The sequence below is a fragment of the Mycobacterium sp. 2YAF39 genome (assembly GCF_052114565.1).
Lineage (GTDB): Bacteria > Actinomycetota > Actinomycetes > Mycobacteriales > Mycobacteriaceae > Mycobacterium.
On record NZ_JBFREZ010000008.1, the window covers coordinates 100,834 to 125,000 of the forward strand.

The 24,167-nt window shown below is 67.2% G+C and carries 24 protein-coding genes and 1 pseudogene; 12 read left to right on the plus strand and 13 right to left on the minus strand.

Going from position 1 to position 24,167, the window contains the following annotated elements; genetic code table 11:
- Window positions 1–15: 15 nt before the first annotated feature.
- Window positions 16–1,101: an adenylate/guanylate cyclase domain-containing protein gene (locus AB4Z42_RS22075; RefSeq protein WP_442011360.1), complete on the minus strand. Its 1,086-nt coding sequence runs from the start codon at window positions 1,099–1,101 to the stop codon at window positions 16–18.
- Between the two features lie 40 nt (window positions 1,102–1,141).
- On the opposite strand from AB4Z42_RS22075, the gene gcvT reads away from it, so the two are divergent.
- Together gcvT and AB4Z42_RS22085 are read left to right on the plus strand one after the other, a co-directional pair.
- Window positions 1,142–2,236, plus strand: coding sequence for a glycine cleavage system aminomethyltransferase GcvT (gene gcvT, locus AB4Z42_RS22080; protein ID WP_442011361.1), 1,095 nt, complete (start codon window positions 1,142–1,144; stop codon window positions 2,234–2,236).
- A 22-nt stretch (window positions 2,237–2,258) separates the two neighbouring features.
- A complete protein-coding gene (locus tag AB4Z42_RS22085) occupies window positions 2,259–3,365 on the plus strand; it encodes a branched-chain amino acid aminotransferase (protein ID WP_442011362.1) in 1,107 nt (368 codons plus the stop codon).
- Between the two features lie 50 nt (window positions 3,366–3,415).
- Here the strand turns inward: AB4Z42_RS22085 and AB4Z42_RS22090 are convergent, their stop codons facing one another.
- From AB4Z42_RS22090 to AB4Z42_RS22110, 5 genes are all read right to left on the minus strand, one after another.
- Complete coding sequence (locus AB4Z42_RS22090) at window positions 3,416–3,754, minus strand: DUF732 domain-containing protein (protein ID WP_442011363.1); 339 nt, start codon at window positions 3,752–3,754, stop codon at window positions 3,416–3,418.
- Between the two features lie 113 nt (window positions 3,755–3,867).
- On the minus strand, window positions 3,868–4,602 hold the full coding sequence (locus tag AB4Z42_RS22095; RefSeq protein WP_442011364.1) for an adenosylcobinamide-GDP ribazoletransferase: 735 nt from the start codon (window positions 4,600–4,602) through the stop codon (window positions 3,868–3,870).
- A gap of 4 nt (window positions 4,603–4,606) precedes the next feature.
- Window positions 4,607–5,665: a nicotinate-nucleotide--dimethylbenzimidazole phosphoribosyltransferase gene (cobT, locus tag AB4Z42_RS22100; protein ID WP_442011365.1), complete on the minus strand. Its 1,059-nt coding sequence runs from the start codon at window positions 5,663–5,665 to the stop codon at window positions 4,607–4,609.
- Window positions 5,662–6,198 carry a bifunctional adenosylcobinamide kinase/adenosylcobinamide-phosphate guanylyltransferase gene (locus AB4Z42_RS22105; protein ID WP_442011366.1) on the minus strand — a complete coding sequence of 179 codons (537 nt, stop codon included), beginning with the start codon at window positions 6,196–6,198 and terminating at the stop codon, window positions 5,662–5,664. The genes cobT and AB4Z42_RS22105 overlap by 4 nt, the downstream gene beginning before the upstream one ends.
- A 4-nt stretch (window positions 6,199–6,202) precedes the next feature.
- Window positions 6,203–6,829, minus strand: coding sequence for a DUF3043 domain-containing protein (locus AB4Z42_RS22110; protein ID WP_442011524.1), 627 nt, complete (start codon window positions 6,827–6,829; stop codon window positions 6,203–6,205).
- A gap of 179 nt (window positions 6,830–7,008) precedes the next feature.
- Here AB4Z42_RS22110 and AB4Z42_RS22115 point away from each other — a divergent pair, with 179 nt between their 5' ends.
- Entirely contained in the window at window positions 7,009–7,371 is a 363-nt protein-coding gene (locus AB4Z42_RS22115) for an iron-sulfur cluster assembly accessory protein (RefSeq protein ID WP_442011367.1), read from the plus strand.
- Window position 7,372: 1 nt separating this feature from the next.
- On the opposite strand, the gene AB4Z42_RS22120 is transcribed toward AB4Z42_RS22115, so the two are convergent.
- The gene (locus AB4Z42_RS22120; protein ID WP_442011368.1) at window positions 7,373–8,038 is read right to left on the minus strand and encodes an Rv0361 family membrane protein; all 666 of its coding nucleotides are present in this window, start codon (window positions 8,036–8,038) and stop codon (window positions 7,373–7,375) included.
- A 145-nt stretch (window positions 8,039–8,183) separates the two neighbouring features.
- On the opposite strand from AB4Z42_RS22120, the gene AB4Z42_RS22125 reads away from it, so the two are divergent.
- The gene (locus AB4Z42_RS22125; RefSeq protein WP_442011369.1) at window positions 8,184–9,158 is read left to right on the plus strand and encodes a carbohydrate kinase family protein; all 975 of its coding nucleotides are present in this window, start codon (window positions 8,184–8,186) and stop codon (window positions 9,156–9,158) included.
- On the opposite strand, the gene asnB is transcribed toward AB4Z42_RS22125, so the two are convergent.
- Window positions 9,159–11,111 (minus strand): asparagine synthase (glutamine-hydrolyzing), encoded by a 1,953-nt coding sequence (asnB, locus tag AB4Z42_RS22130; protein ID WP_442011370.1) that lies wholly within the window; start codon window positions 11,109–11,111, stop codon window positions 9,159–9,161. It abuts the gene before it with no gap.
- A 105-nt stretch (window positions 11,112–11,216) separates the two neighbouring features.
- On the opposite strand from asnB, the gene ctaC reads away from it, so the two are divergent.
- The 4 genes from ctaC (at window position 11,217) to AB4Z42_RS22150 (ending at window position 14,367) form a co-directional block, all read left to right on the plus strand.
- The gene (gene ctaC / locus AB4Z42_RS22135) at window positions 11,217–12,251 is read left to right on the plus strand and encodes an aa3-type cytochrome oxidase subunit II (RefSeq protein ID WP_442011371.1); all 1,035 of its coding nucleotides are present in this window, start codon (window positions 11,217–11,219) and stop codon (window positions 12,249–12,251) included.
- Window positions 12,252–12,260: 9 nt separating this feature from the next.
- On the plus strand, window positions 12,261–12,680 hold the full coding sequence (locus AB4Z42_RS22140) for a cytochrome c oxidase subunit 4 (protein WP_442011372.1): 420 nt from the start codon (window positions 12,261–12,263) through the stop codon (window positions 12,678–12,680).
- 140 nt (window positions 12,681–12,820) lie between these two features.
- A complete protein-coding gene (locus tag AB4Z42_RS22145; RefSeq protein ID WP_442011373.1) occupies window positions 12,821–13,663 on the plus strand; it encodes an MmpS family transport accessory protein in 843 nt (280 codons plus the stop codon).
- Window positions 13,663–14,367: a DUF2561 family protein gene (locus tag AB4Z42_RS22150; protein WP_442011374.1), complete on the plus strand. Its 705-nt coding sequence runs from the start codon at window positions 13,663–13,665 to the stop codon at window positions 14,365–14,367. Before AB4Z42_RS22145 ends, AB4Z42_RS22150 begins: the two co-directional genes overlap by 1 nt.
- Window positions 14,368–14,413: 46 nt before the next feature.
- On the opposite strand, the gene qcrB is transcribed toward AB4Z42_RS22150, so the two are convergent.
- From qcrB to ctaE, 4 genes are read right to left on the minus strand one after another with little or no spacing between them, the layout of a single operon-like run.
- Complete coding sequence (qcrB, locus tag AB4Z42_RS22155; protein ID WP_442011375.1) at window positions 14,414–16,135, minus strand: cytochrome bc1 complex cytochrome b subunit; 1,722 nt, start codon at window positions 16,133–16,135, stop codon at window positions 14,414–14,416.
- On the minus strand, window positions 16,132–17,325 hold the full coding sequence (gene qcrA, locus AB4Z42_RS22160) for a cytochrome bc1 complex Rieske iron-sulfur subunit (RefSeq protein WP_442011376.1): 1,194 nt from the start codon (window positions 17,323–17,325) through the stop codon (window positions 16,132–16,134). The genes qcrB and qcrA overlap by 4 nt, the downstream gene beginning before the upstream one ends.
- Window positions 17,322–18,158, minus strand: coding sequence for a cytochrome bc1 complex diheme cytochrome c subunit (gene qcrC, locus AB4Z42_RS22165; protein WP_442011377.1), 837 nt, complete (start codon window positions 18,156–18,158; stop codon window positions 17,322–17,324). Before qcrC ends, qcrA begins: the two co-directional genes overlap by 4 nt.
- A 35-nt stretch (window positions 18,159–18,193) precedes the next feature.
- On the minus strand, window positions 18,194–18,805 hold the full coding sequence (gene ctaE / locus AB4Z42_RS22170; RefSeq protein ID WP_442011378.1) for an aa3-type cytochrome oxidase subunit III: 612 nt from the start codon (window positions 18,803–18,805) through the stop codon (window positions 18,194–18,196).
- 49 nt (window positions 18,806–18,854) lie between these two features.
- Between ctaE and trpD the strand changes: the two genes are divergently transcribed.
- Complete coding sequence (trpD, locus tag AB4Z42_RS22175; protein WP_442011525.1) at window positions 18,855–19,931, plus strand: anthranilate phosphoribosyltransferase; 1,077 nt, start codon at window positions 18,855–18,857, stop codon at window positions 19,929–19,931.
- On the opposite strand, the pseudogene AB4Z42_RS22180 reads toward trpD, so the two are convergent.
- A pseudogene (locus AB4Z42_RS22180) lies at window positions 19,869–21,821 on the minus strand (DEDD exonuclease domain-containing protein); the annotation flags it as partial. The gene trpD and the pseudogene AB4Z42_RS22180 overlap by 63 nt on opposite strands.
- On the opposite strand from AB4Z42_RS22180, the gene AB4Z42_RS22185 reads away from it, so the two are divergent.
- The 3 genes from AB4Z42_RS22185 (at window position 21,781) to AB4Z42_RS22195 (ending at window position 24,164) form a co-directional block, all read left to right on the plus strand.
- Window positions 21,781–22,008, plus strand: coding sequence for a hypothetical protein (locus AB4Z42_RS22185; protein ID WP_442011379.1), 228 nt, complete (start codon window positions 21,781–21,783; stop codon window positions 22,006–22,008). The pseudogene AB4Z42_RS22180 and the gene AB4Z42_RS22185 sit on opposite strands and share 41 nt — an antisense overlap.
- A 153-nt stretch (window positions 22,009–22,161) precedes the next feature.
- Window positions 22,162–23,316, plus strand: a complete 1,155-nt coding sequence (gene ripC / locus AB4Z42_RS22190) for a peptidoglycan hydrolase RipC (RefSeq protein WP_442011380.1) — start codon at window positions 22,162–22,164, stop codon at window positions 23,314–23,316.
- Between the two features lie 107 nt (window positions 23,317–23,423).
- A complete protein-coding gene (locus AB4Z42_RS22195; protein ID WP_442011381.1) occupies window positions 23,424–24,164 on the plus strand; it encodes a peptidase in 741 nt (246 codons plus the stop codon).
- The last annotated feature ends 3 nt before the right edge of the window (window positions 24,165–24,167 follow it).

Here is a 24,167-nt window from a genome sequence, read left to right on the forward strand (position 1 = left end):
CGATAACCCTATCGCTCAGCGAGAAAGGTGCAGGTCGTAGGCCGCAACCGGGGTGTCGAAACCCTTGAGTGTCAACGGTTCCTGCGGGATCGCAGGCCAGTCGGGCAACTCGTCGCGCACGTCGGCTGCAGCCAGGACCTGACCCGGCGCCGCGGCCCCGACCAGCCGGGCCGCCAGGTTGACCGGATTTCCCCAGTAGTCGCCGCCAATCCCCAGCACCGAGCCGTAGCCGAGGCCCGCGCGCACCTGCAGGCCGGCCTCCCGGGCGCGCGGGAGCTCGACGAGGTCGATGGCCACCTTCGCCAGCAGCTCCGGGGTCGAGGTCACCCACATCACCTCGTCGCCGATGAACTTCACCACGCGACCGCCATCGGCGTGCACGAGGTCGCTGACCAAGGCGCCGAACTCGAGGAGCAGGTCCTGCAACTCCACGGGCGTGAGCGTCTGGGTGAGCATCGTGAATCCGGACAGATCCGCGAATCCCACGCCGCACGTCACATTCGCCGACGCGTCGGTGATGACGTGTTCGAAATGGCTTCGGGCGCTGACGATGTGCCGTCGCAACACGGCGTCGTTGAGCACACCGAGCCGATGGGTGATCTCCGTGACGGTGCGATAGGTCTTCGCCGTGGTGAGCTCATCTCCGCTGACGGCCATCAACAGATCGGGCTGCGCCATCCGGGCCATCGTCCCGCCCGCCTCCGCGATCCGGGACATCGCGTTGCCGAGCACACGCAGAAAAGCGAGCGCCGGTTCGTCGCCGACGAGCGACTTGATCGCCACCCATGTCTGCAGTCCGTCGACATCGGCCTGACTCAGCGTGAGCGCATCACGGTCGGAGATCGTCAGACCCATCACCGCCCAGGCGTTTGCGACCTCCTCCAGGGACACACCGAGCACCTCGGCGGCCGTGCGCAGGCTGTAAATCGGGCGGCCCGGACCCTGCAAGGCGTCCCCGGCCAAGCCGAACAGCCGGCCACGGCGCTCGGCGTCGACCATGTCCTCCGTGGTGAAGCCAAGCCCGTCCAGGTATTCGATCAGGCCCGCCCGTTCGCGGGCGTTGGCGATTCCCGCGGCTTCCAGCGCGTCGAAATCGACCACAGGTGTGAGTGTGCCAGTCGCGGCCGTACTGTGGACTGCCGTGAGCGAAGTCCTTGCCGGCCCACTCGAAGAACGTCATCGCCAGCTCGGCGCCAGCTTCGCCGAGTTCGGCGGTTGGCTGATGCCCGTTTCGTACGCGGGCACCGTCAGCGAGCACGCGGCGACACGCACCGCCGTCGGGCTTTTCGATGTGAGTCACCTGGGCAAGGCGCTCGTGCGCGGCCCCGGCGCGGCCGAATACGTCAACTCCGCGCTGACCAACGACCTGCGCCGCATCGGGCCCGGCAAGGCGCAATACACCTTGTGCTGCACGGATTCCGGTGGGGTGATCGACGACCTGATCGCCTATTACGTCTCCGACGACGAGATCTTCCTCGTGCCCAATGCGGCCAATACAGCCGCGGTGGTCGCGGCGCTTGCCGAGCGTGCCCCAGCCGGTCTCACGATCACCGATGAGCACCGGTCGTATGCCGTGCTGGCGGTGCAGGGACCGAAATCGGCGGAGGTCGTCGGCGCGCTGGGACTGTCGACCGACATGGACTACATGGGCTACGTCGACGGCGTGTTCAGCGGAGTCCCGGTCCGCGTGTGCCGCACCGGCTACACCGGTGAACACGGTTATGAGCTGCTGCCGCCCTGGGATCGGGCCGAGGTGGTGTTCGACGCGCTGGTCGACGCGGTCGGATCCGCCGGCGGCGAGCTCGCCGGGCTCGGGGCGCGCGACACCCTGCGCACCGAAATGGGATATCCGCTGCACGGGCACGAACTGTCGCTGGAGCTGTCCCCCCTGCAGGCACGATGCGGCTGGGCCATCGGGTGGAAAAAGGACGCGTTCTGGGGTCGCGACGCCCTGCTGGCCGAGAAGGAGGCCGGCCCGCGGCGGTTGCTGCGCGGGCTCAAGGCCGTCGGCCGCGGCGTGCTGCGTCCCGACCTCACCGTGCTCGACGGCGACAACCCCGTGGGCGTGACGACGTCGGGGACCTTTTCTCCCACTTTGAAAGTCGGCATCGCACTGGCGCTGCTCGACACATCCGCCAATATCGCAGACGGACAACGCGTGTCGGTCGACGTCCGTGGCCGCGCCCTCGAGTGCGAGGTCGTGAAGCCGCCGTTCGTCGACCCGAAAACTCGGTAGTCAGCGGATATACAATCGCCACATGACTGACAGCCACCTCGAGTTCACGGTTGAGCGCAATGCGAAGCCGGCGGGCGACGAGGTACGTGCGTCGGTCCTGGCCAATCCCGGATTCGGCCAATTCCACACGGACCACATGGTGTCGATCGACTATGCCGAGGGCAAGGGCTGGCACGACGCACGCGTGATTCCGTACGGTCCCATCGAACTCGACCCCTCGGCGATCGTGCTGCACTACGCACAGGAGATCTTCGAGGGGCTCAAGGCCTACCGCTGGGCCGACGGGTCCATCGTGTCGTTCCGGCCGGAGGCCAACGCCCAGCGTCTGCGCACGTCGGCGCGGCGCCTCGCGATTCCCGAGCTCCCCGGCGAGGTCTTCATCGAGTCGCTTCGCCAGCTGATCGCGGCCGACGGGCAGTGGGTGCCGCCCGCGGGCGGTGAGGAGTCGCTATACCTGCGGCCTTTCGTCTTCGCGACCGAACCCGGTCTGGGTGTGCGCCCGGCCAACCAGTACCGCTACATGGTGATCGCGTCACCCGCAGGCGCGTACTTCAAGGGCGGCATCAAGCCGGTGAGCGTGTGGTTGTCGACCGAGTATGTGCGCGCCTGCCCCGGCGGCACCGGAGCGGCCAAATTCGGGGGCAATTACGCCGCATCGCTGCTGGCGCAGGCGCAGGCCGCGGACAACGACTGCGACCAGGTGGTGTGGCTCGACGCCGCCGAACGCCGCTACGTCGAAGAGATGGGCGGCATGAACCTGTTCTTCGTGTTCGGCAGCGGGGGATCGGCGCGGCTGGTCACACCCGAGCTGAGCGGTTCGATACTGCCGGGCGTGACGCGAGATTCCTTGCTGCAGTTGGCAACTGATGCCGGGTTCGCCGTCGAAGAGCGCAAGATCGACGTCGACGAGTGGCAGAAGAAGGCGGCGGCGGGCGAGATCACCGAGGTGTTCGCGTGTGGCACCGCCGCGGTCATCACACCCGTCGCCCACGTCAAGCACGCGGACGGGGAGTTCACCATCGCGGACGGCGGCCCAGGCGAAATCACGATGGCCCTGCGTGACACGTTGACCGGTATTCAGCGCGGCACGTTCGCCGATACGCACGGCTGGATGGCGCGGCTGAGCTGAAAAGCAAAGGGACCCCACCGAAGTGGGGTCCCCAGCTGGTTCTGGTTGTGTCAGCCGAGCGCGGCGTCGTGCTCGGGGCAGTAGGTGGCCACGGACGCGCCGACGAAGAACGCGGAGTCCTCCTGCGTCAGCGTGGTGGCGTCGGCGACAGAGCCGACGGCGTCGTACAACGACTGGCCCTTGTCGAACATCTTGCAGACATCGGCGGCGAGGCTCACGGCTTCCTTGGTCGAGGGGGGCTGGATGCCCTGGTCGGCGAGCACACTGACGAACATGTCGTCGGTGTTGGTGGCGCTTGCGGCACCTGCGCTGACGAGAGCGGCGATGCCCAGGGTGGAGGCGACGGCGGCGGCGCCGATAAGAGCGGTGAAGTGGCGGTAGGTGGGCATTGCAGGTCCTTTCGGTTGTCGGTCTCCCTGGTGGGTAAAAAGAGACTCCAACGCCGCGCTTGACGAATCCTTGTCAGATTCTTGGCGCGCATTTCCGGGCATGCGGAAACGGTCTAGGACGGACTGATCGCCAGCCCGACGGCGGCCACCGTCGTCGTGATCTCGACGGCCGCACCCAGCACATCACCGGTGATGCCACCGAATCGGCGCACGCAGTGGGCAACCAGCGCGGCGCCACACGCCAACGCGACGAGCACGGCCAACGGTCCCTGCCACGGTCGCTGCCCGGCCGCCACCGCCGCTGCCGCCGCGACCGCGATCACCCACATCCCGACCACCGCTATCGATTGGGTGCCCGCCACGCGTCCGCCCAGGGAACTGCCCGCCGCGGCGGGCACCGAGCGGCGGCACGCCAGCACGGCGGCCACCCGGCCCGCGGTAACCGCGACGATCACACCGATCGCGGTGCAGGCCGCGAACGCCAACGCCTGCGCCAGCAGAACGACCACCAGGGCCGCGACGCCGAACGGGCCTGCCGACCCGTCGCGCATCACCTCCAGCGCGCGAGGGGGCGGTCCGTAGCACCCGAGGCCGTCGGCGGTGTCGGACAGCCCGTCGGCATGCAGGCCACGGGTGGCGAGCAGGAGCACAGCGACCGCGAGCACACCGCCCAACGGTGTGGGCCGCCCGAATGCCCACTCCGACCCCCACAGGGTCGCGGCCGCCGCCGCCCCCAGCGCCACGCCGACCAGAGGAAACGCGGTCAGCGCGCCCCGGCCGAACGGCGCAGCCGACCGCACCGGCAACACCGTCCCGAAGGCCAGGGCCCCAGCGACCGAACGGATCACCGAACTAGCCCTGCTTGGTGGGAGCGTCGGTGATGCCCGCCTCGTCGAAGGTTGCCATCGACGCCAGCGTGGCCACTGCGGCCCGCACGATGGGCAGGGCGACCGCGGCGCCGGTGCCCTCACCGAGGCGCATCTTAAGGTCGACGATGGGCTCGAGATCGAGGCGCTGCAGCGCCAGCGCGTGCGCAGGTTCGGTGGACCGGTGACCCGCCTGCCACCACTGCCGGGCACCGGGCGCGAGTTGCTCCGCCACCAGTGCCGCCGCCGTCACCACCACGCCGTCGAGCAGCAACGGCGTGCGCCGCACCGCGGCCTGTGCGCAGAATCCGGCCATCGCCGCCAAATCGGCCCCGCCACAGATCCGCAGCAGCGCAACGGGATCACGCGACGCCTCGCGGGTCCGGTACAGCGCGTCCCTGATGGCGGCGGTCTTGCGGGCCCATCCCGCGTCGTCGACACCCGTGCCCCGGCCGACCACGGCGACCGGCTCGGAATCGGTCAGCGCGGCGATCAGAGTCGTTGCGGGCGTGGTGTTTCCGATGCCCATATCGCCGACGATCAGTATGTCGGCACCCGAGTCGATCTCTTCGTCGGCGATTCGGCGACCCGCATCGAGTGCCGCGCCCACCTCCTCGCCGGTCAGCGCGTCCTCGACGGCGATGTTGCCGCTGCTGCGGCGGACCTTGTGTGCGCCGATCGACGCCGTGAGGGGCTCAGCGGCGTCGACCGCGATATCGGCGACACGGACCGTCGCGCCCGCCGCTTCGGCGAGGACGTTGATCGCGGCACCGCCCGCGTCGAAGTTGGCGACCATCTGCGCGGTGACCTCGGCCGGATATGCGGACACCCCCGCCGCGGCGACGCCGTGGTCACCGGCGAACACCACCACCCGTGCCCGCTCGAATTGCCGGGGCGGACAGAGGCCCTGGCACGACGACACCCAGACCGCGAGATCCTCCAACCTGCCGAGCGAGCCGGCCGGTTTGGTCAAGCGCTCTTGGCGGGCGCGCGCCGCGACGGCGATGTCGGGATCGGGCGGGGTGACGTCGGGAAAGTCGGTCATCGCACGGTGTCCTTCACGGTCAGGGGCTGACCCGCGACGACGAGCACCACGCGATCGCACACCGCGGCCAGCCGCTGATTGAGGCTGCCCAGCTCGTCGGCGAAGCGACGCCCTGACTCGGTCGCAGGCACCACTGTCAGCCCGACCTCCGGAGAGACGAGCGCCAGGGCGGAGTCGAATGAGCTCACCGCATCGACCAGGTCGTCGATATCCGCCGATGCCGACCCGCCGGTCCACGCGCCGGTCCGGTCCATCGCCGCGGTCAGCCAGCCGCCGACGTCGTCGACCACGGTCGCCGTGGCGCCGTCCGAGCGCAAATGCGTTGCGATGTCAGCGGTTTCGACAGTGGACCAGGCCGAGGGCCGGCGGCGACGGTGTACATCCACCCGCTGTGCCCATTCGGCGTCGGTGGCCGGGTCGGGGCCGGTGGCCAGGTAGCGAACCGCTGCCGTACCGTCCACCGACGTCGCGATCGCCGTCTCCGCCCACTGCGATTTACCCGAGCGGATGCCGCCGAGCACCAGGATCCGCACCGGGTCAGGTGACCTTGTTGCCGCGCTCCACCTGCGGCCGGGGCGCACGCATCCGGCGCAGCTGCGATGCGCGGCTGGCCGCGTAAAAGCCCAATTTCCAACCACTTTCGGTGTTATCGGGGTATTTCGCGTCGACAAGGCGATTGACCTTGCGGCCCAAGAGGAATCCGTCGATCACCATAACGAGGACCAGCACCAGCATCGCGGGGGAGATGAGCTGCTGCACGGCCACCGAGGGCACCGAGAGCATCACGAAGATCAGGACGAGCGCAGCGGGCATGAACAGGCCCAGCACGTTGCGGCGGGAGTCGACGATGTCGCGGATGTACCGGCGTTCCGGACCTTTGTCCCTCGGCAACAGGTAGGCGTCGTCGCCTGCCATCATCTTCTCGCGGCGCTCCGCCATGTCCGCGCGGCGCGTGACCTTCTCGGCCTTGCGCTCGTCGCGCGACAACTTCGTACGCATCTCCTTGCGGCGTTTGCGCGCCTCCGCGGTCGTCATCGGGGCAGGCGCCACCGGGCCGCGCTTGCGGGTCGCTTCGCTGCGCTTGGGTGTCGGCCTGCCCTTGGGGGCGGTCCCGGACTGCTTCGTATCGTCTCCGAGGCCGGTTTCGGCGGTGTCTTCGGACACATCGGGATCCGGTGTCCGTGCGTTGTCTTTCTTTCGGCCCAGCAGGTTCACGCTTGTCAGGTTACTTCCGGCGGCGGAATGCCTCCGGCGGGGCCTGGGGACAAAGTCGGGAATAGTGCCGGGACAAGGTACCGTTGAGGTAGTACGCCACACATTGATGAGGCTTTACAGGAGACTTAATGACTGTTCAGGGAGAGTCGGCCACCGAGACCGCCACCCATGGCGCGAAGCTGACCGATGCCGCCGCCGCCAAGGCCAAGGCGCTGCTGGACCAGGAGGGCCGTGACGATCTGGCCCTGCGTATCGCCGTGCAACCGGGCGGCTGCGCCGGCCTGCGCTACAACCTGTTCTTCGACGACCGGTCCCTGGACGGGGACGTATCCGCCGAGTTCGGCGGCGTGGCGCTGACGATCGACCGGATGAGCGCACCCTACGTCGAGGGCGCCATCATCGATTTCGTCGACACCATCGAGAAGCAGGGCTTCACGATCGACAACCCGAACGCCACGGGCTCGTGTGCCTGCGGCGACTCGTTCAACTGATTCAGTACTGACCGGCTGTCCGCGGCAGATACGAGCAGACAAGCACCTCGTCGCCCTGTGTGAGCAGCTGTGCGACGCCCTGTTGCTCACCCTCGGTGCGCGGTTGACCGCGGCGTGAGCCGGTGGGCTTGGCCTCCATGGTGAACAGCACCTGCGCCTGATGCGGCGACCACGTCACGATCTTGTCGATCGAGGTCACCTCGGCTTGCCCGTACTGCTGGCGGAAAGCGTCACTGGCCAGGCCGGCAAGCGCGAGGTCGGAGCGCTTTTCCCTGACCGCGTCGAACATCCCGCACAGCGTGTGCCTGGCGACCGTCTCGTCGTCGCCATTGGTCATCGCGTCCAGGTATTCCTGGATCGCTGCCTTGGCTGACGCGTCGGTGAGCCCGCCGGATCCCGATGCGTCACCGCCTCGGGTGGCGAACACGATCGCGGCCACCGTCGCGGCAACCACGACGACCGCGAGCAGCGCACCTGCGATGAGCGGCCAGCGCCGCTTCTTCGGATATTGCACCGGCGGCGGCAGCATTCCCGGATACGTCGAGGAGGCGGTGTCCGGATAGGGCTCGGGGGTGGACTGCTGAGGAAACCATTGAGGACCCGTGGCCGGATACATTTGCCGGCCAGCCGGTCCTGCGCCGTATTCGGGCGGGTACGGACCGGACATGTAGTTGCTCCCCAAAAGTGTGTGATGGAATTTGGCTGTCTACAGTGACCGAACGGGCACTCGTAGGCAGGTTAGCGCACCTGGCGCGAATGGCCCGATCGGTAAGCTTTATGTAGATGGCTTAATGAATGAAGGGTGATTTTTCGTGACCATTGCGGTGACCGGATCGATTGCAACCGACCATCTGATGCGGTTTCCCGGCAAGTTCTCCGAACAACTCCTGCCAGAACACCTGCAGAAGGTGTCGCTGAGTTTTCTCGTCGATGACCTGGTCGTCCATCGTGGCGGCGTCGCGGGCAACATGGCCTTCGCGATCGGCGTTCTCGGTGGGGATGTCGCGCTCGTCGGCGCCGTCGGACGGGACTTCGACGACTACCGCTCCTGGCTCGAGTCCGCAGGCGTGGACACCGACAGCGTGCTCGTCTCGGAAACCGCCTACACCGCGCGGTTCGTGTGCACGACCGACGAGGCCATGGCGCAGATCGCATCCTTCTATCCCGGTGCCATGTCGGAGGCGCGCAACATTTCGCTGGCCGACGTCGCCGAGCGCGTCGGCACACCGGATCTGGTGATCGTCGGCGCCAACGACCCCGAGGCGATGTTCCTGCACACCGAGGAGTGCCGCAAGCTCGGTCTGGCGTTCGCCGCCGATCCGTCGCAGCAATTGGCGCGGCTGTCCGGTGATGAGATTCGCAGGCTGATCGACGGCGCGGCCTACCTGTTCACGAACGACTACGAATGGGATCTGCTGCTGCAGAAGTCCGGATGGAGCGAGGCTCAGGTGATGAGCCAGATCGGACTGCGGGTCACGACGTTGGGGCCCAAGGGTGTTGACCTGGTCAGCTCGGACGGCACGTTCATCCATGTCGACGTCGTGCCGGAGAAGCGTCAGGCCGATCCGACCGGCATCGGCGACGCGTTCCGCGCCGGATTCCTCACCGGCCGCAGCGCCGGGCTGAGCCTGGAACGTTCGGCTCAGCTGGCCTCGCTGGTCGCCGTCCTCGTGTTCGAAGCGCCGGGGCCACAGGAGTGGAGCTGGGATCGCGACGAGGCCGTGTCGCGGCTGACCGACGCCTACGGCGCCGAGGCGGGCACCGAAATTGCCAACGCGCTCAAGTGATTACAGCTGAACCGGGTAGGTCGGCTCACTGATCTGCGGGGTCACGCTGTGCTCGACGAAGATGGCGTACCACAGCATGAAGATCAGCACCGTCCACAGTCGCCGGCTGTGATCGCTTACGCCGCTTCGGTGTTCGTCGAGCATGCGGGTGACCGCGCTGAGGTCGATCAGCTCGCCTGCCTGTGACGTACCGACCATCTGGTAGGCCCAGTCCTGCAGTTCGCCTGCCTGCAGCCAGTGCCGGATCGGCACAGGGAAGCCCAATTTCGGCCGGTTGAGCACGTGCGCGGGCACGATGGGCTCCAATGCGCGGCGCAGCGCGAACTTCGTGGTGGTCCTGGTGATCTTCTGCTCCAGCGGAAGGCGTGACGCGACGGCGAACACCTCGGGATCGAGGAACGGCACGCGCAGCTCGAGCGAGTTGGCCATCGTCATCTTGTCGGCCTTGACCAGGATGTCGCCGCGTAGCCAGGTGAACAGGTCGATGTGTTGCATGCGCGCCACCGGATCCCAGCCTTCGGATGCGGCGTACACCGGTGCGGTGACATCGGTGTGGGTCCACTCCTGTCGGAAGCCCGGCAGCACCGCGCGCAGCTGAGCGTCGGAGAAGCTGCGCGCGTTGCCGTAGTAGCGCTCCTCGAGCGTCAGCGATCCCCGGTGCAGAAGGCTTTTGCCGCGTAGGCCCTCGGGCAGTGGCCGCGACGCTCGGCCCAGTGAGCGCCGCACCGGCTGGGGCAGAAGGTCAAATGGCTTCAGGGACAAGGGTTCCCGGTAGATGGTGTAGCCGCCGAAGAGTTCGTCGGCGCCCTCGCCGGAGAGCACCACCTTGACGTGTTTGCGGGCCTCGCGGGCAATGAAGAACAGCGGAACCAGCGCCGGGTCGGCGACGGGTTCGTCGAGATACCAGACGATTTCGGGCAGTGCCGCGACGAACTCGGCCTGACTGACCACCTTCGTCACGTGCCGTGCGCCGATGGCCTCCGCGGAGGCGACGGCGACGTCGACCTCGGAGTAGCCCTCGCGTTCGAAGCCGGTGGTGAACGTGATCAGCCTCGGGTTGTGCCGCATGGCCAGCGCGGCGATCGCCGTCGAGTCGATACCGCCGGACAGGAACGCGCCCACCGTGACGTCGGCGCGCATGTGCTTGGCCACCGAGTCCTCGAGTACCGCGGTGATCTCGCGGTAGCGGGCGTCTTCGTCAGGACCCGAACGGGCGGGAAAGGGCACAGCCGCGAATCGCGGGGTGAAGTACCTCGTCACCTGGGGCGGCTGTCCGGGCCGCACGCGGGCGTAACTGCCCGATTCGAGCCTGCGTATGCCGCGGTGCAGCGTTTCGGGCTCGGGCACGTACTGAAGCACCGTGTAGTGCTGGGTGGCGCGCTCGTCGATACCCAGGTCGATCCCGACGATCTCCGCCAGGTCGAGGAGACATTTCTTCTCGCTGCCGAACACGGTGCCGCCTGCACCGGTCGCCATGTACAGCGGCTTGATGCCGAATGGGTCGCGGGCGCAGAACAATTCGCCTTCCACGGTGTCCCACAGGGCGAAGGCGAACATGCCACGCAGCCGGGTCAGCGCCTCGGTGCCCCAGTAGTGGTAGGCGGCGACGATCGCCTCGCTGTCCCCGTCGGTGGTGAATACGGCGCCGTGGTCGGCACTCAGCTGCTGCCGCAACTCCAGGTAGTTGTAGATCTCGCCGTTGAACACCAGGACATACCGGTCGGGGGACTCCGGCGGTCCCCAGCGCAGCGGCTGGTGGCTGTGGGCGATGTCGATGATCGACAGCCGGTTGAACCCCAGCACCGTCGTCGGCGCCGCGTCGTTGTCCGACCATGTGCCCGGCTCGTCGGGACCACGGTGTCGCATCAGGTGCGACGCGCCCGAAACCGCGGTCACGAGGTCTGCGGGCACCTCACCGGAAGGGTCGGCAACCAGGGCAAGCAGTCCGCACACCGCGCCAGTATGCCTAATCGTCGAGGTGTGTCGAGACCTGCGTCCACAGGTGGTCTACGCTGCGTAGTATTCGGCTTTCTGTTCCGACTTCTAGGAGGCGCCAGCGTGACACCTCGCGGTGTGAAGGTGGTGGCGTTATCGTTCCTTTTAGGCAGCATGACGGTGCTGCTCAGCGGGTGTGACTGGTCGGAAGTTCTCGGCCTGGGATGGCCCCGCGGCATCACCCCGGAAGCGCACCTGAATCGCGAGCTGTGGATCGGCTCGGTAATCGCGTCGCTGGTCGTCGGCGTGATCGTGTGGGCGCTGATCTTCTGGACCTCGGCGTTCCACCGGCACAAGAAGGGCGACACGGAGTTGCCCCGCCAGTTCGGCTACAACATGCCGCTGGAACTGGTGTTGACCGTCGTGCCGTTCCTGATCATCTCGGTGCTGTTCTATTTCACCGTCGTGGTGCAGGAGAAGATGCTGCACAAGGAGCCCAACCCCGAGGTCACGATCGACGTCACCGCATTCCAGTGGAACTGGAAATTCGGCTATCAGAAGATCAATTACGCGGACGGCACGTTCAGCTATCAAGGGGACGACCCGGAGCGCAAGGAGGCCGTCGCATCAGGGCCGGAGGGCGTCGAGGGTGCGCACGGCCCCGAGTTCGGCGTGATCGCGGGTAAGAACCCCGAGGACCGCTCCTATCTGAACTTCGACAAGGTCGAGACGCTGGGCACGTCCAACGAGATCCCGGTTCTGGTGGTGCCCTCGGGTAAGCGCATCGAGTTCCAGATCGCCTCCGCCGACGTCATCCACGGCTTCTGGGTGCCGGAGTTCCTGTTCAAGCGCGACGTGATGCCCAACCCTGAGGCGAACAACTCCGACAACATCTTCCAGATCAGCGAGATCAACCAGAACGGCGCGTTCGTCGGCCGGTGCACGGAGATGTGTGGCACGTATCACTCGATGATGAACTTCGAGCTACGGGTGGTTTCGCCCAACGACTTCAAGGCGTACCTGGAACAGCGTATCGACGGTAAGACCAACGCCGAGGCGCTGCAGGCCATCGATCAGCCGCCGCTGGCGATCACGACGAAGCCGTTCGACACCCGCCGCGGCGAGCAGGCGCCCCAGCTAACGCAGGCCAGCAAGTAGGGACACCAGATGCATATCGAAGCCAGGCTGTTCGAGTTCCTGACCGCGTTCTTCGTCCTGTGCGCGGTGGTCTACGGCGTGCTGACGGCGATGTTCCAGCAGGGCGGCATCGAGTGGGCGGGTGTCACGGCGCTAGTGATGACGGCCGGGCTGACGTTGATCACGGGTACCTTCTTCCGCTTCGTGGCCCGGCGCCTGGACACCAGGCCCGAGGACTACGAGGACGCCGAGGTCAGCGATGGCGCCGGCGAGTTGGGCTTTTTCAGCCCACACAGCTGGTGGCCGATCTTCATCGCACTGTCCGCGTCCGTCACGGCCGTAGGCGTCGCGCTCTGGCTCCCGTGGCTGATCGTGGCGGGCGCGTGTTTCGTGCTCACGACGGTCGGCGGCCTGGTGTTCGAGTACTACACCGGAGCCGAGAAGCACTGACGTCCTGCCGGGGCGGACACCGTCGCGCGCAAGGTCACAATCGGGCCACTACTCGTCCATAACCTGTGCTGCGAGATTCATCCGGATCGTGTGTTTGGGTAATGTTGCCGAGGCATGTGAGTCGAGAAGGATAGGCGTAAATGAGCGGGCCGAACCCCCCGGGCGGTGATTTCGGTGAAGGGGCCGATCTGCCGGGTCAGGAGCCGGGCGGCGACTCCGGTAGGCCGGAGAGCAGCGAGCCCGACACCTACTCACAGGCCTACTCAGCCCCGGAATCCGAGCAGTTCACCAGCGGCCCCTACGTGCCCTCCAATTCTGGGCTGTACGACTACGACACCTACGAACCGAGCCCGCTTGTCGAGACCACCGACCCGCCGCGCTGGCCCTGGGTGGTCGGAGTGGTGGCCATCGTCGCGGCCATCGCACTGGTCGTCTCCGTATCGGTCCTGGTGACCCGGACCGATACCGACAACCTCTCGAAACCGGACACCACGACGAGCACACCGCCGCCACCACCGGTGCAGGACGAGATCACCACGACGACACCGCCGCCGCCTCCTCCGCCGCCACCGCCGACTGAGCCGCCCCCGCCGCCGGAAACCGTGACCGTCACGGAGGAGCCCTCACCGCCGCCGCCGCCACCCGCCGAGGCGCCGCCGCCGCCACCCGCCGAGACCGCGGCACCGCCACCACCGCCCACGACTCGCGCAGGGCCACGACAGGTCACCTATTCGGTGACCGGGACCAAAGCGCCGGGAGACATCATCACCGTCACATACATCGACGCCTCGGGTCGCAGCCGCACCCAGCGCAACGTCTACATTCCGTGGTCTCTGACCGTGACACCCATCTCGCAGTCCGAGGTGGGATCGGTACAGGCGTCGAGCCTGTTCCTGGTGAGCAGGCTCAACTGCTCGATCACGACCAGCGACGGCACCGTGTTGTCGTCGAACACCAACAACTCCGCACAGACGGCCTGCTGATGCCCTACGGAACCGACCCCGCGGTGGGCGTACGGGCGCGTGCCGGCCTGGACCCCGGCGAGTTCGACCGCACCGATCGAATTCTGCTGGGCGCCTGCGCGGCGATCTGGCTCGTGGCGCTGGGCGTCGGGGTCGCAGCCACCGTGGCCCTCGTCGACCTGGGAAGTGCCCATCAGGAATCGTCGGGCGATTCGGGCACGCCGTGGCTGCTCTACATCGTCATCGCGATCTCGGCGGCGGTGATCATCGGCGCTGTGCCGCTTCTGATTCGGGCCCGCCGCGACGCGATGTCCGACTCCGAACCGCCCGCGCGAACCCCGCCGGACCAGCCCGTGGGGCGACGGCAGGAAACGGCACGCGGCGATGCGGCGCAGACCGAAAAGCTGCGGATCTCCGGAACGACAGCGGGCCGGATCCACGCAGGCCCGGGTTATGCGGCGGCGGTCACACACAGCACGTCGCTGCCCGCACCACTGGTTGCGGCCATCGACCAGGTGTGGCTGCGGTGCGCGGTCCTGATCGCGTGTGCGATCGGCATCGCCATGGTGGCGATAGGCGTGGCAACCTACCTGATGGCCGTCGAGAGCGACGGGGCAGCGTGGGTTTTGCTCGGGCTGGGCGGCCTTGTCACGCTGGCGATGCCCGCTATTCCGTGGTTCTACCTGCGTGAGCTACGCGCACTGCTGGAAGATCAGAGCGCGTAACTTCCCGGCGCAACCGTCGTCGCAGGTTCGTTGAACCCGTTGCCGCTCAGTGATGCCCGTTCGTCGAGCCGTTGGAGGAGCCGTTCGTCGAGCCGTTTGACGAACCGTTCGAGGAGCCGTCCTGGTGCTCGCGCAGCGCGGTGAGCGCCTTGCGTTCCGCGGCGTGCGCCGCCTCGACAAGCGCCTCGTTCTCCGACACCGGATCGGCGCGCAGGAAGCTGCCGCTGCCGGGGGCGCCCGCAAAGCCGAGCTTGTTCATCCGCTTCGGAACCGCTGCACCCTGGTACTCCAACGGAAGTGGATGACCATGGTCGTCGACGGGGCCGAGCGGCTGATGCAGCTCGATGTAGGCGCCGTGCGGCAGCCGCTTGATGATGCCGGTCTCGATACCGTGCTCGAGCACCGCGCGGTCACTGCGTTGCAGTCCGACGGCCCACCGGTAGGCGATGTAGTAGACGATCGCCGGCACCACCACCATGCCGATACGCCCGATCCACGTCGTCGCATTCAGCGAGATGTGGAATTTCAGGGCGATGACGTCGTTCATCGCGGACAGCGTCAGCACCATGTACAAAGCGATCGCCATCGAGCCGACCGCGGTGCGCACCGGAGCATCCCGGGGACGCTGCAGCAGATTGTGGTGGGCCTTGTCGCCCGTGAATTTCTTTTCGAGGAACGGCCACGCGGGCAGCAGCATGAAGATAACGCCCATGAGCAGCGCCACCCACACCGGCGCAGGCACGGTATGGCCCAGGAAGTACAACTCCCAGGCCGGGAAGATACGTGCCAGGCCTTCCGTCCACATCATGTAGAAGTCCGGCTGGCTACCCGCCGACACATGTGACGGTTTGTACGGTCCCAGTTGCCATATCGGGTTGATCTGCAGCAGGCCGCCCATCAGGCCCAGGATGCCGACGGTCATCGCGAAGAACGCACCGGACTTGACCGCGAACACCGGCATGACCCGCACGCCCACGACGTTGGTCTCGGTGCGTCCCGGCCCGGGGAACTGGGTGTGCTTCTGGAACCACACGAATGCGAGGTGAAGTCCGATGAGCGCCAGGATGATTCCCGGGATCAGCAAGATGTGCAGCGAATACATGCGAGGCAGCCAGTAGCCGTCCTGCGAACACTGGTATCCGACGCCGCCGCACGGGAAGTCACCGCCGAACAGCGCCCAGTGCAGCCACGTGCCGATCACCGGCATGCCGAGGGTGATGGAGCTCAGCGCCGCCCGCAGCCCGATGCCCGAGAGCAGATCGTCGGGCAGCGAGTAACCGAAGTAGCCCTCGAACATCGCCAGGATCAACAGCAGCGAGCCGATGATCCAGTTGGCCTCGCGTGGACGCCGGAACGCGCCGGTGAAGAACACACGGGCGAGGTGCACCATGATCGAGGCGGCGAACAGCAAGGCCGCCCAGTGGTGGACCTGACGGACGAACAAACCGCCGCGCACCTCGAAGCTGATGTCGAGGGTCGATGCGTAGGCCTTCGACATCTCGATGCCGCGCAGCGGTTGATACACGCCGTCGTAGACGATTTCGGCCATCGACGGATCGAAGAACAGGGCCAGGTACACGCCGGTGAGCAACAGCACGATGAAGCTGTACATCGCGATCTCACCGAGCAGGAACGACCAGTGGGTCGGGAAGACTTTGTTCAGCTGCCGGCGTACGGCCGCTGACGGGTGGTACCGCGTATCGATTGCTTCGCCCTGGCCGGCCGCGATCTCGGCCATGCTTGGCGGTTTTGGCAGTTTCGGACTCAATTTGTTTGCTCCCAGAATGCCGGACCGACGGGTTGGATGAAGTCGCCGTTGGCGACGAGGTATCCGTCCTGATCAATCGTGATGGGCAACTGCGCAAGTGCGCGCGCAGCCGGGCCGAATATGGGTTTCGCAAAGTGCAACGCGTCGAACTGCGACTGGTGGCACGGGCAGAGGATGCGATAGGTCTGTTGTTCGTAGAGCGAGCAGGGGCAGCCCAGGTGCGAGCACACCTTGGTGAACGCGAACAGGTCGCCGAAGTTGAAGCTCTCCTGGTTCTTGCGCTTGACGACCCTCGACAGGTCGGTGGGCTTGATGCGGATCAGCATGACGGGATTGCGCACGCCCATGGTGATCTCCGAAAGCCGGTGGTGTGACTCGATAGTCGTTCCGTCGCCATCGGACTCACGCCACGGGAAAACGGTCTCCATACCGCCGGCATCGATGTCCTCGGGGCGCATCTTGGCGTAGGTTCCGTTGCCGGTCGCGCGGGCTGCGTAGATGGTCTCGCCTGCGAAGCGCGGGGTCCAGCCGGATGTCCACAGCACGGCCTTCTTACCCTCTGCGGTCTGCACGACGGGCTTCCACGGATTCTTGATCAGACCACCGGCGAACGCCACCAGCGTGCCGAGGCCGAACGCGCCGAGCCCCACGCCGAGTGACAGGCCAACCAGCTTGCGCCGCTTGATGGTCGACGATTCCAGCGCATCGGAGAGGTTGGCTACCACCGTCTTTCGCTGCAGCTCGGGGGAGGCGCCGTCGTGGCGCTCCTGGATCGAGATCTCCTCGGGAATGAACTTCTTCTGATACAGCACCGCGCCGATGCCGATGGCCAGAATCGACAGCCCGAACGTCAACCCGTACATCGGTGTGGCGAGGTCGTACCAGAGATGGCCGGAGTCCCTGCCGCCCTTGTACTCCCACGGCCAGAACAGGAAGACGATCAGCAGCGCCACGCCCGAAAGGCCGCCCAGCAGAAGCCAGTACGACACAAGGCGTTCCGCGCGCTTCTCGGCCTTGGTGCCGGGAACGGGCCAGCGCTCGTCCTTGTAGACGATCTCGACGCCGTCGATCTTGCCGCCGAGCTCCAGCAGTTCTTCGCGCGACATCGCGGCCAGTTCGGCGTCGGTCGGCTGACCGGGTTCGCCCTGCTGTCCAGGGGTGTCGGTGCCCTTGATGTCCCCGTCGCTCATGCTCGCGCTCCGATCCACAGGGCCGCGATGACGACGGCCACTATGCCGATAATCCAGGCAGCCATGCCCTCGGACGTCGGGCCGAAGCCACCGAGTCCGTATCCGCCGGGGTCGGGTGCCGTGGTGGCCATCCGGACGTAGGCGACGATGTCGCGTTTCTCCTCCGGTGACAGCTGCCGGTCAGAGAACTTGGGCATGTTCTGCGGTCCGGTCAGCATCGCCGAGTAGATCTGCGCCGGATTGGCCCCGGCCAGGTCGGGTGCGTACTTGCCAGACGACAACGCGCCGCCCTTGCCGGTGAAGTTGTGGCACGACGAGCAGTTCAGCCGGAACAGATCGCCACCGCGGGCGACATCGTTTCCGAGCAGCGATTCGGACGCGATGGCGCCGTTCTCGTCACGTGGGACGACCGGACCGCCGCCGTTGGCCTGCACGAACGCGCCGAGTGCGTCGATCTGCGCCTCGTCGAACTGCGGGGGCTTCTGCGGCGCCTGGGCCTCACCGCGCATGGCGGGCATGCGGCCTGTGGACACCTGGAAGTAGACGGCGGCCTCGCCGACGCCGAGCAGGCTGGGTCCGCGGTCTGCAACACCCTGCAGGTTCGCGCCGTGGCAGGTGATGCAGGACGTGTCGAACAGTTGCTTGCCGGTGCGCAGAAGCGCCGACTGCGATTCGTCGGCGACGGCCACCTGGGGGGTCGGGGTCAGCGTGACCGCAAGGCCACCGGCGAAACCGAGTCCGACGAGCAGGAGCATCGCCGCTGACAGGCGGCGGCGCAGCCGACGGCGCTTCACTGTCGCCGCCTTCGGTGTTCCGGTGGCCTTCTCGGTCATCGAACCCCTTCTCTTCGGACGCATCGGCGAGCCGATCATCGGACGAAGTAAATAACGGCGAACAGGGCGATCCACACGATGTCGACGAAGTGCCAGTAGTACGAGACGACGATCGCGGCGGTGGCCTGAGCAGGGGTGAACTTGCTCATCGTGGTGCGGGCCAGCAGGAAGATGAAGGCGACCAGCCCGCCGATGACGTGCAGGCCGTGGAAACCGGTGGCCAGGTAGAAGACCGAGCCGTACGCGCTGCTGGCCAGAGTGGTGCCGTGCTCGACGAGGTGGATGTACTCGTAGCCCTGGCCGAGGACGAAGAACAGGCCCATCAGGAAGGTGATGATGTACCAGCGCCGCAGCCCGAACACGTCGCCGCGCTCGGCGGCGAAAACACCCATCTGGCAGGTGAACGATGAGGCGATCAGCACCATGGTGACCGGGACCGCCTGGACCAGGTTCAGCTCGGTGGGCTCCGGCGGCCAGTTGCCGCCTGCCTGCGAACGCGCGGTGAAGTACATCGCGAAGAGTCCGGCAAAGAACATCAGCTCGCTGGACAGCCACACGATCGTGCCGACACTGACCATGTTCGGCCGGTTCAGGGAATGAACTCGCGACGTGATAGCGGTCCCCGAGGTGCCTACAGCGCTCGTCACATCCGCAAGTATGACGCTTTGTAGTTGTTGAACTCCACCCGGGTGAGCAATTCGTCATAATCAGCGCGTGACTTCCGGTGACTCCCCGACATGGCCTCAGCTTCTCGGCCGCCTAACCACAGGTCAGGCGCTTGCCCCGGGACAGGCCGGCTGGGCGATGGACCAGATCATGACCGGCGCGGCGACTCCGGCTCAGATCGCCGCCTTCGGCGTGTCGATGAAGATGAAGCGCCCGACGTCCGCCGAGGTGACCGAGCTGGCCGACACCATGCTCAAACACGCACGTCGGGTGCCGACCGAAACGATCGGCAACGAGACCGTCGACGTGGTCGGTACCGGTGGCGACGGAGCTAACACGGTGAACCTGTCCACGATGGCCGCGATCGTCGTGGCCGCCGCCGGGGTGCCGGTGGTCAAGCACGGCAACCGGGCCGCGTCGTCGCTGTCGGGCGGTGCCGACACGCTCGAGGCGCTCGGGGTGCGTATCGATCTGAGTCCCGACGATGTCGCCCGCAGCGTCGCCGAGGTGGGCATCGGATTCTGTTTCGCGCCGCAGTTCCATCCGTCGTATCGGCACGCGGGTGTGGTGCGTCGTGAGATCGGGGTACCGACGGTCTTCAATCTGCTTGGCCCACTGACGAATCCGGCATCGCCGCGGGCCGGTCTGGTCGGCTGCGCCTGGGCCGACCTTGCCGAGGTGATGGCAGGCGTGTTCGCGGGCCGTCGGTCCAGTGTCCTGGTCGTGCACGGCGACGACGGCCTCGACGAACTGACCACCACCACCACGAGCACCATTTGGCGTGTCCAGGCGGGCACCGTCGAGCGGCTGACATTCGACCCCTCGGCCTTCGGGTTCGCCCGCGCCGAACTGTCGGAGCTCGTCGGCGGTGACGCGGAGGCGAACGCCGCGTCGGTGCGAGCGGTGCTCGGCGGGGAGAAGGGCCCGGTGCGCGACGCCGTCGTGCTCAATGCGGCAGGCGCAATGGTGGCCCATGCCGGACTAGCCAGCGACGCCAAGTGGGTGCCCGCGTGGGAGTCGGGTCTGGCCAGGGCTGCCGAGACCATCGACTCCGGTGCCGCCGAAAAGCTGCTCGCGCGTTGGGTGGGGTTCAGTCAGAAGCTCTGAGCCAGAACTGATTTCGGCGAGCTGTTCGGCCGCGACACGCGCCGACCGTGCCGACGCCGCCCAGTCGGCGAACCGACCCGCGGAACCAGCCGGTGAGGCGTAACCGGATTCCGCTCGCACGATCCGCACCCCCGGCTTGGCGAGCCAGCGCGCGATGAGCGCGGTCTCCTCGACAAGTGCGCCACCGAGCGGAGCCTGACTCGGCAGAACCGCTTGCGCGCCAGCACATATCGCGTCGACAACCGGCATTGGCGGAACACCGCGCAGCGCGTTTCCCGCGGCCGCCAGTTGCCCGTGACGAATGACCGCCAGGTGCCAGCCGCCCGCGCCGTCCGGACGGGCCGCGACCAATTCGTCGACGCAGGCCAGTGCGCGCAACCTCTGCCCGCGCCAGAGCGCGTCGATGGCGGTGGTGGCGTGATCCCTTAGCCGCGCGGCGGTTTCGTAACGGGCGCGTCCCGCGAGATCGGTGATGTGCGACAGCACGTCGGCCAACGCCTGGCTGTCGGCACCGTCGATCAGCGCCCTGGCACGCAGTGGCGCACCGGCGTAGTCGGCGGCACTGGTGTCGCGCGGCGCGGGACAGGGCGACACCTCGCGCTCGGGACACCGCGGACCGTGAAACGCGGACTGGCCCAACCGCGCCGTGCATGTGCGGACACCGGTGAACCGTGCCAGCAGTGCGGCGGTCTGCACGGCGTCGGCGCGGGAGCGAAACGGGCCGACGGCGCAGTCGTGCTTCGGGGCGCGCACCGTGGAAAACCGCGGAAACGCCTCATCGGTCAGCACCACCCACCACCACCGGTGCGGAAATTTCGAGCGGCGGTTGTAGGGCGGCGCGTGTGCGGCGAGCAGCCTTAGCTCGCGTACGCCTGCCTCTAGTTCATGCGCGCATTCGACATGGTCGACCGCGGTGGCCAGCGACGCCATCTCCTTGATGCGGGTGCGCGGGTCCGCGCCGTTGAAGTACTGGCCGACCCGGCGGCGCAGATCGACGGCCGTGCCCACGTAGAGCACCTCGGATGCGGGTCCGCGAAACAGGTACACCCCCGGCCGGTGGGGCAGTGGCGAGGCGAGATGCCGGTTGCGGCGCTGCGCCGGCGACACGTCGGGCAGATACGACCGCAGTTCGGTGTAGGTGTGAACGCCCTGGTTACCGACGCGCTCGATGAGGCCGTGCAGCACGTCGACGGTGGCGCGGGCGTCGTCGAGCGCGCGGTGCGTCGGGGTGGTCGATGCGCCGAACAGCCGGGCCAGTGCCGACAGCCGCACGCTGGGCGCCTCGTCCCGCGTCAGCACCCGGCGGGCGAGGCGCACCGTGCAGAGGACGGGCGGGCGCGGCCATGCGATGTGAGCACGTTCAGCGGCCGCACGCAGGAACCCGATATCGAAACCGGCGTTGTGGGCGACCAGCACCGCGCCCCGGGAGAACTCCAGAAACGACGGGAGCACCGAGTCGATCGTCGGGGCATCGCACACCATCGCCGTGGTGATCCCGGTCAGCGAGACGATCTGCGGCGGGATGCTGCGCCCCGGATCCACCAGGGTGGCCAGCTCACCGAGGATCGCGCCGCCGCGCACCTTGACGGCGCCGATCTCGGTGATGGCGTCATGGTTATCCCCGCTGGGGCGCCCGCCCGTGGTCTCGAGGTCCACGACGACGAACGTCGTCTCCCGCAACGTCACGTCAGCAAGCGGATCGACGTCCGCGAAGCTGAGCTGGCCCATGCGCTGACGGTAGGGAACCGGACCGACAAACACCGGCAGGCCGCGAGCGCCACGCCGCAGGAAATTGGTTGTCGGTGCCCGCCGATACCGTTCGGGCAACACCAAGCAGGAGGACTGCGGAATGACACACGACGAGGGACCCGAAACGGGCACGGTCACCATCGACTGCGACGACTGTGCGGTGCGAGGGCCCGGCTGCCAGGACTGCGTCGTCAGCGTACTTCTCGGCGTTCCCGACACTTTGCTCGTCGACGAACGCCGTGCGCTCGAGGTGCTCGCTGACGTGGGGTTGGCGCCCCGGCTGCGGCTCGTTCCGATCCACCGCAGCAATGACTCGGGCGTGGCGTGACGACACCCCTTGGCGGGGGCCGCATTTAGATATTTACGGGCCGGCTGTTAAATTTGCGACTTCAGTTGGACAAGGGCGTTGCCGTTTCGTAACCTGTCCGAGACCTAAGAGTAGTTCGACACGGCTTCGTTACGGACTTGAAGGACGCAAATCTTGAGGTTCGACCGCACGCACTGGTTCTCTCGTGTCCTTAAGCGACCCATAATCGGTGCGATAGCTGCGGTCGCGCTGTTCGGGGGAATTCTCGCTTCGGGTGTGCAGGCCGATCCGGCCGATGACGCGCTGGCGAAGCTCAACGAGTTGTCGCGGCAAGCCGAGCAGACCACTGAGGCGATGAACTCCGCGCAGCTGGATCTGGACAAGAAGCTGGCAGCTCAACAGGCTGCGGAAGCCAAGCATGCCGCCGACGCCGGCGCACTGGACGCCGCCAAGCAGAAACTGACGTCGTTCCAGAGCCAGGTCGACAACATTGCCGCCTCGCAATACATGGGCGGGCGCCCAGACGGCCTCAACGCTTTGCTGACCGCCTCGTCGCCGCAGGGTCTCATCGACCAGATGTCGGTGCAGCGGGTGATGGCCACCGAGATTTCAGCCCAGATGCAGAGCTTCCGCGAGGCCGGTGTCCAGGCATCCGCCGCAGAAGAGGCGTCGGCGAAGTCCGCCGCCGAGGCGAAGACCGCTGCAGAGCAGGCTGCCGCCGTGCGCGCGGACCTGCAGTCCAAGCAGAGCAAACTCCAGGTGCAGATCGCGATCGTCAAATCGCAGTACGAGGCGCTCACCCCCAACCAGCGCGAGGCACTCGCCGCGATGCCGCCGGCGCCCCCGATTCCCGCACCGCCTCCGCCGCCGGGGCCGCAGCCGCCGAACGACCCCGCGATTCTTGCCGCCGCGCCGCCCGGCGTCGGTCAGCCGCCCGCGCCTCCCGGCGCCATCCCGCCGGGTGACATGGCACCGCCGAGCAACGGCCACGAAATGACCGTGATCCAGGCCGCGCTGAGCCGCATCGGATCGCCGTACACGTGGGGCGGGTCGGGCCCGAACCAGTTCGACTGTTCCGGGTTGGTGATGTGGGCGTTCCAGCAGGCCGGCATCTCGCTACCGCATTCCAGCCAGGCGCTGGCCAGCGGGGGACAGCCGGTGTCCATGGACCAGATGCAGCCCGGCGACGTCGTCAACTACTACTCCGACGCATCGCACACCGCGATCTACATCGGCAACGGAATGATGGTGCACGCGTCGACCTTCGGCACACCGGTGCGTGTCGCCCCGGTGGACAACGCGCCGATCTACAACGTCCGCCGCTACTGACCGTCGAGGGACCGCGCTCACGCGCAGCGGACCGACGCTCGCACGCGAAGAGCAGAACCACTGTTGCCGCGCTTCTGATCGCCGAACTGGTCTGCGCCCTTTTAATCGTGGGCAACAGCGGATCCGCTCCGGCCGGCCCGCCTGTCGCCACTCCGGCGTCGCTGACCACGCCCACGTCGGTGTCGACCTCGCAGACGCTCAAGGACGGCCGCACGGTGCGCCTCGTCGGTCTCGGCGAGCACACGGCACCGCTGCTGCGCCGCATCGCAGGCCAACTCGACGATGCGGCCGACGCCGTCACCGCGTTCTGGGGCCCGGACTGGCCCCGCGAGATCGTCATCGTGGCCGCGGGCACCGATGCGCAATTCGCCGCCGTGGGCGGTGGTGACTCCGACACGGCGGCCACTACCACCGGCGAACGCATCACCTTCGCCCCCGGTGCCGCGAACATGGACGACGCTTCGCTACGAATCGTGCTGCGCCACGAGCTTTTTCACTACGCGGCGCGGGCCGAGACCGCGGCCGATGCGCCGCGCTGGCTCACCGAAGGCGTTGCCGACTTCGTCGGCCGCCCGCCTAGGCCGTTGCCTGCGGACGCGGCCGCGATCATGCGAAGGGGCCTACCCACCGACGCCGAATTGAGCGGCCCCGAACGCTCGCTGGCCTACGACCGCGCCTGGTGGTTCGCCCGGTTCGTCGCCGACGCGTACGGCACCGAGGGCCTGCGCGCGCTGTACCTCCGGGCGTGCGGACACGGTCACCCCGACCTCGCCACCGCCGTGCAGGACAGCCTGGGAACCGACCTACCCGCAGTGCTGGCCGCATGGCCGCAGTGGCGCACCGGATAGCCT